A 9893-nucleotide genomic window follows, 5' to 3' on the forward strand; every position below is an offset into this window, starting at 1 on the left:
GACACGCGGTGATCGACGCCTACGAGGATCCCGGGACGCCCGACTGCCGGGGCGGATGGCGGTATCTGTGGTGGCTGGTGATGCGCCAGCCGGGCCGGTCGGCGGCCGGGGCGCTCCTGGCCAGCGCGTGGATGGTGCTGCTCGCGGCCACGCCGTACCTGATGTCCCGGGCGATCGACGACGGGCTCCAGCCGGGGAACATGGCCGCGCTGGCCGGCTGGACCGGGCTGCTGTTCGCGGTCGGGGTGTTCAACGCCTGGCTGAGCGTCATGCGGCACCGCACGATGACCCGGGTGCGGATGGACGCCAACTTCCGCACCGTCAAGGTCGTCGTCGACCACGTGGTCCGGCTGGGCGCCGCGCTGCCGCGCCGGGTCGGGGCCGGGGAGGTCGTCACGATCGGCGTCGGCGACGTCCAGACGATCAGCACGTGCCTGACCGTGGTCGGCCCGGGGGTGGGTTCCGTCGTGGTCTACGCGGTCGTGGCCGGGCTGCTGCTGTCGGTCTCGGCGCAACTGGCGGCCGTCGTCCTGCTGGGGGTGCCGCTGATCGCGGTGCTGGTGGGACCGCTGATGCGGCGGTTGCAGGGTGCGGAGGGCGAGTACCGGGAGCGGCAGCGCGTGCTGACCGCGCGGATCGATGACCTTGCGGGCGGGCTGCGGGTGCTCAACGGGCTCGGCGGCAAGGGGCTGTTCGCGGACGCCTTCCGCCGCGACTCGCAGCGGCTGCGGGCGCAGGGCTACCGGGTGGGCGCGGTGACGAGCTGGATGCAGGCCCTCGGGGTGGGCCTGCCGACCCTGTTCCTGGCCGTGGTGACCTGGCTGGCGGCCCGGCTGGCCGCCGAGGGGCGGATCACGCTTGGTGAGCTGGTGTCGGTGTACGGCTATGTGGCGGTGCTGGTGGGGCCGGTGGCGTTCTTCGTCGACCTGGGCTACCAGCTCGGCCGGGGCGTGGTCGCCGCCCGCCGGGTGGCACGGCTGTCGCGGGTGCAACCGGAGGAGGACACCGGAACGCACGACGGGCCGGGCGAAGCGGCGGTGCTGTACGACCCGGTCTCCGGGGTGCGGGTGGCGCCCGGCCGGCTGACCGCGCTGGCCGGGGCCCGGCCCGCCGACGCGGCGGCCGTGGTCGACCGCCTGGGCCGGTACGAGCCGTCCGCGGCCACCTGGGGCGAGCTGCGGCTCGACGCGATCGGGCTGCCCCGGATCCGGGAGCGGATCCTGGTCGCCGACAACGAGGCCGACCTGTTCGCCGGGACCCTGCGGGAGCTGGTGTGCGGGCGCCGGGAGCGCTCGGACGCGGAGGTGGCGCGGGCGGTGCGCGCGGCCGTCGCCGAGGACGTCGTGCAGGGGCTGCCGGACGGGCTCGACTCGGCCGTGACCGCCCAGGGCCGCAGTCTCTCCGGCGGTCAGCGGCAGCGGGTCCGGCTGGTGCGGGCGCTGCTGGCCGACCCGGAGGTGCTGCTGGCCGTGGAGCCCACCTCGGCGCTCGACGCGCACACCGAGGCCGCGGTCGCCGACCGGCTGCGCGGGGCCCGCGAGGGCCGAACGACGGTCGTCACGACCACTTCCCCGCTGGTGCTGGACCACGCCGACACCGTCCATTACCTGGTCGACGGCAAGGTCGCCGCCAGCGGCAGCCATCGCGAACTGCTCGACTCGGAACCGGGTTACCGGGCGCTGGTGGCGCGCGACACCGGGGACGGCGACACCCTGAGCGCACAGGAGGCAGCACGGTGACGGATCGGGCTCCGGGGCGGTTGCCGGTCGCCGGACCGGCGGAGGTACGGCGGGCGGCGCTGCGGCTGGTCCGGGCGGACCGGCGGGCCTTCGCGGCCGTGCTGGCGCTGAACGCGCTGGCCGCCGTCGCCGGACTCGCCGGGCCCTGGCTGCTCGGCCGGATCGTGGACCACGTGAGGGCCGGGGGCGGGGTCGGGGCCGTGGACAGGATGGCGCTCGCCATCCTGGTGTGCGCGCTCGCGCAGTTGCTGCTGGCGCGCTGGGCCCGGTACGTGGGCCACCGCTTCGGCGAACGCACGCTGGCCCGGGTGCGCGAGGAGTTCGTCGGCCGTGCGCTGGGCCTGCCCGCCTCGGTGGTCGAGCGGGCCGGCACCGGCGATCTGACCACGCGCGGCACCGCCGACGTGGCCACCGTGGGCACGACGCTGCGCGATGTGGGGCCCGAGCTGCTGGTGTGCGGCATGGAGGCGCTGTTCGTGCTGGTCGCGGTGTTCGTGCTCGACCCGCTGCTGGGCGTCGTGGGCGTGCTGGCGCTGGCCCCGATCGGGTTCGCGCTGCGCTGGTACCTGCGCCGGGCGCGGGACGGCTACCTCGCCGAGGGCGCGGCCACCTCCGAGGTGGCCGAGGTGCTGGCGGCGACCGCCTCCGGAGCCCGCACGGTCGAGGCCTTCCGGCTGGCCGGACGGCGGGTCGCGGCGAGCCGGGACGCGCTGGAGACGTCCCGGCGCACCCGCCTGTACACGCTGTTCCTGCGCAGCGTGTTCTTCCCGGCGGTGGAGGTGTCGTACATCCTGCCCGTGGCCGGGGTGCTCCTGGTGGGCGGTGTGCTGCACGGGCGCGGGACGGTGAGCCTGGGCGCGGTGGTGGCCGCCGCGCTGTATCTGCGGCAGTTCACCGATCCCCTCGACCAGATCCTGATGCGCGTGGAGCAACTGCAGAGCAGCGGGGCCTCCTTCGCGCGGGTGGAGGGCCTGGCGCGGGCACCGGAGGCCGTACCGGGCGGCTCATCGGAACCGGCGGACGACCGCATCGACGTGACCGGGGCGCGCTACGCCTACGAGCGCGGCGGCGAGGTGCTGCGCGGGGTCGACCTGACGGTGCGTCCCGGGGAGCGGCTGGCGGTGGTCGGCCCGTCCGGCGCGGGCAAGACCACGCTGAGCAGGCTGCTGGCCGGCGTCGACGCGCCGACGGCGGGCTCGGTCACCGTGGGCGGGGTGCCGGTCGCCGGTCTGGAGCCGGAGCGGCTGCGCCGCCAGGTCGTCCTGGTCACCCAGGAGCACCATGTGTTCCTCGGCACGGTCCGGGACAACCTGCGCATCGCCGAACCCGGCGCCACCGACGAGGAGTTGTGGTCGGCCCTCGCGGCCGTGGGGGCCGACGCCTGGGTACGGGAACTGCCGCAGGGCCTGGACGCCGTCCTGGGGGCGTCCGGTCACCGCACCGACGGCTCGCAGGCGCAGCAACTCGCCCTGGCCCGTGTGGTGCTGGCCGATCCGCACACCCTGATCCTGGACGAGGCCACGGCGTTGCTCGACCCGGCCACGGCCCGCCACACCGAGCGCGCCCTCGCCGCCGTCCTGCGGGGCCGCACGGTCATCGCCATCGCCCACCGCCTGCACACCGCCCATGACGCCGACCGGGTCGCCGTCATGGAGGACGGCCGCCTGACCGAACTGGGCACCCACGACGACCTGGTCGCCTCCGGCGGGGCGTACGCGGCGCTGTGGCACACCTGGCACGGGAACGGCGCGACGCCGTCTGGCGAGGGCGGCGGCGCGGTCTCGTAGGAGCCGCCGCCCGGTGCCCGCGGCCGGGACCGGCCGCGGGCCGAACCTTCGGATTCCGGTCGACATCGTGCCGTCCCTCCGCGGTGACCACCACACCGATCCGGCCGCCCGGATGGCTGAAAATCATCCACCCCTCGGCAGGTTCCGGGACCAGGACCTCGGACACCGGATGCGAGGTCCAAGCCGTCTGCCGAGGCCAGTTCATGACGCCGCAACATTTACCGGACAGTCATTTTTGAGCCAACATCACTTCGGGGCGCTGACATGTACGCGTCCTTGGTGCAACTCTTCCTCCACCCGCCGCACGAGCACAGCACTTTCACCCCCGATCCGGGCCGGCAGCCCCACGCCGAACCGGGCACCCCCACATAAGGAGCTTGTGTGACTCCCCGCTACGCGCGTCACAAGCGCATCACTCTGGCCGTCGCCACCGCAGTCGCCGCCGGAGCCCTCCTCAGCACTGGTCTGACCACCAGTGCCTCGGCCCAGACCACGGCCGATTCCACGGGCGCGGCCCACCTCGCCGCCGCCCCCACCTTCCTGACCGCCGCCGCCCGCACCTCGCTGATCCAGCAGGCGCAGGCCGACGCCTCCGAGACCGCCCAGGAGATAGGCCTCGGCGCCAAGGAGGAGCTGGTCGTCAGGGACGTCATCCAGGACGCCGACGGCACGACGCACACCCGCTACGAGCGCACCTACGCGGGTCTGCCCGTCCTCGGCGGCGACCTGATCGTCCACAGCTCCAAGGCCGGCAAGACCCAGGGCGTGACCAGAGCGAACAAGGCGGCCATCAAGGTGGCCACGCTCACCCCGAAGGTCGCCACCGCCAAGGCCGAGAAGCAGGCCGTGACGCTGGCCCAGGCCGCCGGTTCGGAGCAGGCCACCGCCGACCAGGCCCCGCGCAAGGTCATCTGGGCGGGCGACGGCACGCCGGTCCTCGCCTACGAGACGGTCGTCGGCGGTCTCCAGGACGACGGCACCCCGAACCAGCTGCACGTCATCACCGACGCGGCCACGGGCAAGAAGCTCTTCGAGTACCAGGGCATCGAGACCGGTACGGGCAAGACCCTGTACTCGGGCACCGTCACCCTGACCACCACCCTGTCGGGATCGACGTACCAGCTGTACGACACCACCCGCGGCGGTCACAAGACGAACAACCTGGCCGGCGGCACGTCCGGCACCGGCACCCTGTTCACCAACACCACCGACGTGTGGGGCACCGGCACCGCCTCCAGCTCCACCACCGACCAGACGGCGGCCGCGGACGCCGCCTACGGCGCCCAGATGACCTGGGACTTCTACAAGAACACCTTCGGCCGCAACGGCATCAAGAACAACGGCGTGGGTGCCTACTCCCGGGTCCACTACGGCAACAACTACGTCAACGCCTTCTGGGACGACAGCTGCTTCTGCATGACCTACGGCGACGGGGCGGGCAACGTCAAGCCGCTGACCTCGCTGGACGTCGCCGGCCACGAGATGAGCCACGGCGTCACCGCCAACACCGCCCGTCTGAACTACTCGGGTGAGTCCGGCGGCCTGAACGAGGCCACCTCCGACATCTTCGGCACCGGCGTGGAGTTCTACGCCAACAACGCCTCGGACGTCGGTGACTACCTCATCGGCGAGAAGATCAACATCAACGGCAACGGCACCCCGCTGCGCTACATGGACAAGCCCAGCAAGGACGGCGGCTCCGCCGACTACTGGTCCTCCACCGTGGGCAGCAAGGACGTGCACTACTCGTCCGGCGTCGCGAACCACTTCTTCTACCTCCTCGCGGAGGGCAGCGGCGCCAAGACGATCAACGGCGTCAGCTACAACTCGCCGACGTACAACGGCGCCACGGTCACCGGCATCGGCCGCGCCAAGGCGCTGCAGATCTGGTACAAGGCGCTGACCACGTACATGACGTCGACCACCAACTACAAGGCCGCCCGCACGGCGACCCTGAACGCGGCGTCGGCGCTGTACGGCTCGAGCAGCACCGAGTACAACACGGTCGCCGCGGCCTGGACCGCGGTCAACGTGACCTGATCTAGGCCTGGTTGAACGGTGCGGCCCCCGGAAGGACACTCCTTCCGGGGGCCGCCCTACGCTTGGGTCGCATGTCGACGGCACACTTCACCTACCAGGAGGTCGGCGCGACCCGCGAACAGGGTCACTGCCCGCCCGGCTTCCACCCCCTGCGCGTGCGCACCCGCATAGGCGAGGGCAGGGAGGTGTTCCACCGGGCCTCCGAGGCCGTGATGACGTGGGAGATGCACCGCGCCCTCGGCGTCGGCATCGAGGCGAGCGCCGACCGGGCCGCGCCCGGCACCGACGTCACCGTCACCCTCGCCGGCGTGGTCCGCGCCCCCTGCCGGGTGGTCTGGACGGCGGAGGAGCCCCGCCTCGCCGGCTGGGCCTACGGCACCCTGCCCGGCCATCCCGAGTGCGGTGAGGAGGCCTTCCTGGTCGACCGCACGGGCGACGGCACCGTCTGGCTCACGGTCACCGCCTTCAGCCGCGCGGCAAAGTGGTACACGCGGGCGGCCGGCCCGTTCACCCGCGCCTTCCAGCACACCTACGCCCACCGCTGCGGCACGACCCTGCGCAGACTGTGCGCGGACATCCCGCAGCCGTGACCCCGGGCCGTCCGGGCTCCGAATGGCCCGGACGGCCCGGACGGCCGGGACTGCCGGGTCAGCGCAGCAGGACACCCGCCGTCTCGCCGGCCTCCTCCGGAGGGACCGTCACCAGGCCCAGTTCCGCGGGGGAGGACAGGAAGCGGTGGGTGGGGAGGATGCGCACCGTGTAGCCGTAGGGGCCGGTACGGTCCAGGGACAGCGGGCCCTCGTAGACCCAGTGGCCGTCGGCGTCGGGGGCTCCCGCGGGTTTCAGGGGAACGGCGGTGGCGTCGGCGATGCGGTCCTCCTCGTCCACCCGGCCCGAGACGGCCTGCACCTCCACGTCGTCCGGGCCGAGGCTGCCCAGCCCCACCCGCACCCGCAGGCCGAAGGCGGCACCGAGTTCGGCGGTGGCCGTACTGACCGAGGTCTCCACGTGGTCGACGGTCACCTCGTGCCACGCCGCACGCACCCGCGCCTTCCACGCCGCGAGCTCACGCGCCGCGTCCGGGCCGAGCGCGCGGTGGGCCTGGGCGGCGGGAGCGTACAGCCGCTCCACGTACTCGCGGACCATGCGGCCCGCCAGCACCTTCGGGCCGAGCAGGGACAGCGTCCGGCGAACCATCTCGATCCACCGCTCCGGCAGCCCGCCCCGCCCGCGCTCGTAGAAGCGCGGCGCGACCCGCTGCTCCAGCAGGTCGTACAGCGCCGCGGCCTCGACGTCGTCGCGGTGGTCCGGGTCGGTGCCCGCCCCGTCCGCCGTAGGGACGGCCCAGCCGAAGTCCGGCTCGAACCACTCGTCCCACCAGCCGTCCAGCACGGACAGGTTCAGACAGCCGTTGAGCGCGGCCTTCATCCCGGAGGTTCCGCACGCCTCCAGCGGACGCAGCGGGTTGTTCAGCCACACGTCGCAGCCGTGGTACAGCTTCTGGGCCATCGCCATGCCGTAGTCCGGCAGGAAGACGATCCGGTGGCGCACCCGCGGGTCGTCGGCGAACCGGACCAGCTCCTGGATGAGCCGTTTTCCCCCGTCGTCCGCCGGATGCGCCTTGCCCGCGACCACGATCTGCACCGGCCGCTCGGGGTGCAGCAGCAGATCCATCAGCCGGTCCCGGTCACGCAGCATCAGCGTCAGCCGCTTGTACGACGGGACCCGGCGGGCGAAGCCGATCGTCAGCACCTGCGGATCGAGGACGCCGTCGATCCAGCCCAGCTCGGCGGCCCCGGCACCGCGCTGTTGCCAGGAGGCCCGCAGCCGGCTCCGCACCTCCGTCACCAGCTGCTCGCGCAGTTCGCGGCGCAGCTCCCAGACGTCCAGGTCGGGGATGTCGGCGACGGCGTCCCAGCGGTCGGAGCCGCCCACGGTCAGCGCGTCCTCGGTGCGCTGGGCGCCGACCTGCCGGGCACCGAGCCGGAACACCTCCGGGGCGACCCACGTCGGGGCGTGCACCCCGTTGGTCACCGAGGTGATCGGCACCTCCTCGGGGTCGAATCCCGGCCACAGTCCGGCGAACATCTCCCGGCTGACCTTCCCGTGCAGCAGCGAGACGCCGTTGGCGCGCTGGGCCAGCCGCAGGCCCATCACCGCCATGTTGAACAGGTTCGGCTCGCCGCCCGGGTACGTCTCCATGCCCAGCCGCAGGATCCGCTCGACGTCGATGCCGGGCAGCTCGGCGTGGGGCCCGAAGTGGCGGGCGACCAGCTCCCGGTCGAAGCGGTCGATCCCGGCCGGGACGGGCGTGTGGGTGGTGAACACGGTCCCCGCCCGCACCGTCTCCAGACCCGCGTCGAAGTCCAGCCCCCGGTCGCACAGCTCGGCGATGCGCTCGAGGCCGAGGAAACCCGCGTGGCCCTCGTTGGTGTGGAACACCTCCGGGTCGGCGTGGCCGGTCAGCCGGCAGTACGTCCGCACCGCCCGCACCCCTCCTATGCCCAGCAGCATCTCCTGGAGGAGCCGGTGCTCGCTGCCGCCGCCGTAGAGCCGGTCGGTCACCCCGCGCTCGCCGAGGTCGTTCTCCTCGACGTCGGAGTCCAGCATCAGCAGCGGAATCCGGCCGACCTGGGCGACCCAGATCCGGGCGTGCAGGGCCTTGCCGCCGGGCAGCGCCAGCGAGACCCGCGCCGGGGCGCCGTCGGACTCCTTCAGCAGGGTGACGGGCAGCTCGTGGGGGTCCAGGACCGGGTAGTGCTCCTGCTGCCAGCCGTCGCGGGACAGGGTCTGCCGGAAGTAGCCGTGCCGGTAGAGCAGCCCCACCCCGATCAGCGGTACGCCGAGGTCGCTGGCCGCCTTCAGATGGTCGCCGGCGAGGATGCCGAGGCCGCCGGAGTACTGCGGCAGCGCGGCCGTGATCCCGAACTCGGGCGAGAAGTAGGCGACCGCGGCGGGCAGGCCCTCGGACCTGGCCTGGTACCAGCGGTCACCGGTCATGTAGTCGTGCAGGTCGTCGGCGGCGGCGGTCAGCCGGCGCAGGAAGCGGCGGTCGCCGGTCAGCTCGGCCAGCCGCGCGGGAGGCACGCTGCCGAGCAGGCGCACGGGGTCGCCGCCCGAGGAGGCCCAGCGCTCGGGGTCGACGGACTGGAAGAGGTCACGGGTCTCGGCGTGCCAGGACCAGCGCAGGTTGCGGGCCAGCTCGCTGAGCGGGCGCAGGGGCTCGGGGAGAACGGGACGGACGGTGAACCGACGGATCGCCTTCACATGCCACCTCGGCGCGTTCGCTGGATGGACGCACTGCGCTGTGCGCCCCGTCACACAAAACCGTACCGGTCCGAGTGCGGGCACCGCTGAGTTCGGACACTGTCCGACATCGACCTGAACAGACCGGTTCGACCCCGGTTGCGTCCGTGTCCGGACTGGACCGGTCTTGTGTCTGGACATACGCGCGAGTAGTTAACAAAGTGCCGGATTGCTCACCCGAATAGGGTGGGAAGGCTCCTCCGGTACACCGACAGCAGGACCACGCACGACCCAGCGGTACCCCGCAACGCAGGACCCACCTCCCCACACATATCCGCCCACACCCTCGTTGACGCGGACAGGAGCGGTCATGCCCGCCAAGCACCACTCGGCAGCAGCACGGAAAACCAGCAAGAGCGGCCCCGGCGCCGCCGGCCGGCCCGGCGCCGACGCGCAGGCCCGCACCCGGGCAGCCCCCCATGAGACCCCGCCGGCCGCCGGGGAGTCCCCGGGGAGTGCCACGACCGTCGGCCGGATGCCCGTCCTCGACGTCCGCCCGGTCGTCCAGCACGGCCGCAGGCCCGCCAAGGCGGTGACCGGAGAATCGTTCGAGATCTCGGCCACCGTCTTCCGTGAGGGCCACGACGCGGTGGCCGCGAACGTCGTCCTGCGCGATCCGCAGGGCCGGGCCGGCCCGTGGACGCCGATGCGCGAACTGGCCCCCGGCACCGACCGCTGGGGCGCCACCGTGACGGCCGGCGCCCCCGGCCACTGGACGTACCAGGTGGAGGCCTGGGGGGACCCGGTCACCACCTGGCGGCACCACGCGCAGATCAAGATCCCCGCGGGTCTGGACACCGACCTGGTCCTGGAGGAGGGCGCGCGCCTGTACGAGCGCGCCGCCGCCAAAGTGCCCGAGGGCCCCGAGCGGGACACGGTGCTCGCCGCAGTGGCGGCGCTGCGGGACGAGAACCGGCCGGCCGCGGCCCGGCTGGCGGCGGCGCTGACGCCGGAGGTGGACGCGGTCCTCGCCCGTCGTCCGCTGCGGGACCTGGTCACCGCCTCCGAGCCGCTCGCCCTG

Annotated in this window: 6 protein-coding genes; 5 read left to right on the forward strand and 1 reads right to left on the reverse strand. The window is 73.2% G+C overall.

Features of this window, described 5'->3' with window-relative positions:
• Nucleotides 1–8 precede the first annotated feature (8 nt).
• The 4 genes from ACIOWN_RS29740 (at nt 9) to ACIOWN_RS29755 (ending at nt 6156) form a co-directional block, all read left to right on the forward strand.
• Entirely contained in the window at nt 9–1739 is a 1731-nt protein-coding gene (locus ACIOWN_RS29740) for an ABC transporter transmembrane domain-containing protein (RefSeq protein WP_401983833.1), read from the forward strand.
• A complete protein-coding gene (locus ACIOWN_RS29745) occupies nt 1736–3526 on the forward strand; it encodes an ABC transporter ATP-binding protein (protein ID WP_401983834.1) in 1791 nt (596 codons plus the stop codon). Before ACIOWN_RS29740 ends, ACIOWN_RS29745 begins: the two co-directional genes overlap by 4 nt.
• A 381-nt stretch (nt 3527–3907) precedes the next feature.
• A complete protein-coding gene (locus ACIOWN_RS29750; protein WP_362354332.1) occupies nt 3908–5566 on the forward strand; it encodes a M4 family metallopeptidase in 1659 nt (552 codons plus the stop codon).
• Nucleotides 5567–5637: 71 nt separating this feature from the next.
• Complete coding sequence (locus ACIOWN_RS29755) at nt 5638–6156, forward strand: DUF1990 domain-containing protein (protein ID WP_362354334.1); 519 nt, start codon at nt 5638–5640, stop codon at nt 6154–6156.
• A gap of 58 nt (nt 6157–6214) precedes the next feature.
• On the opposite strand, the gene ACIOWN_RS29760 is transcribed toward ACIOWN_RS29755, so the two are convergent.
• Complete coding sequence (locus ACIOWN_RS29760) at nt 6215–8833, reverse strand: glycosyltransferase family 1 protein (RefSeq protein WP_401983835.1); 2619 nt, start codon at nt 8831–8833, stop codon at nt 6215–6217.
• Between the two features lie 349 nt (nt 8834–9182).
• Between ACIOWN_RS29760 and ACIOWN_RS29765 the strand changes: the two genes are divergently transcribed.
• Nucleotides 9183–9893, forward strand: a 711-nt coding sequence (locus ACIOWN_RS29765; protein WP_401983837.1) for a maltotransferase domain-containing protein, incomplete at its 3' end; no start/stop codon positions are given.

Source organism: Streptomyces sp. NPDC087787 (assembly GCF_044743035.1).
Classification (GTDB): Bacteria; Actinomycetota; Actinomycetes; order Streptomycetales; family Streptomycetaceae; genus Streptomyces.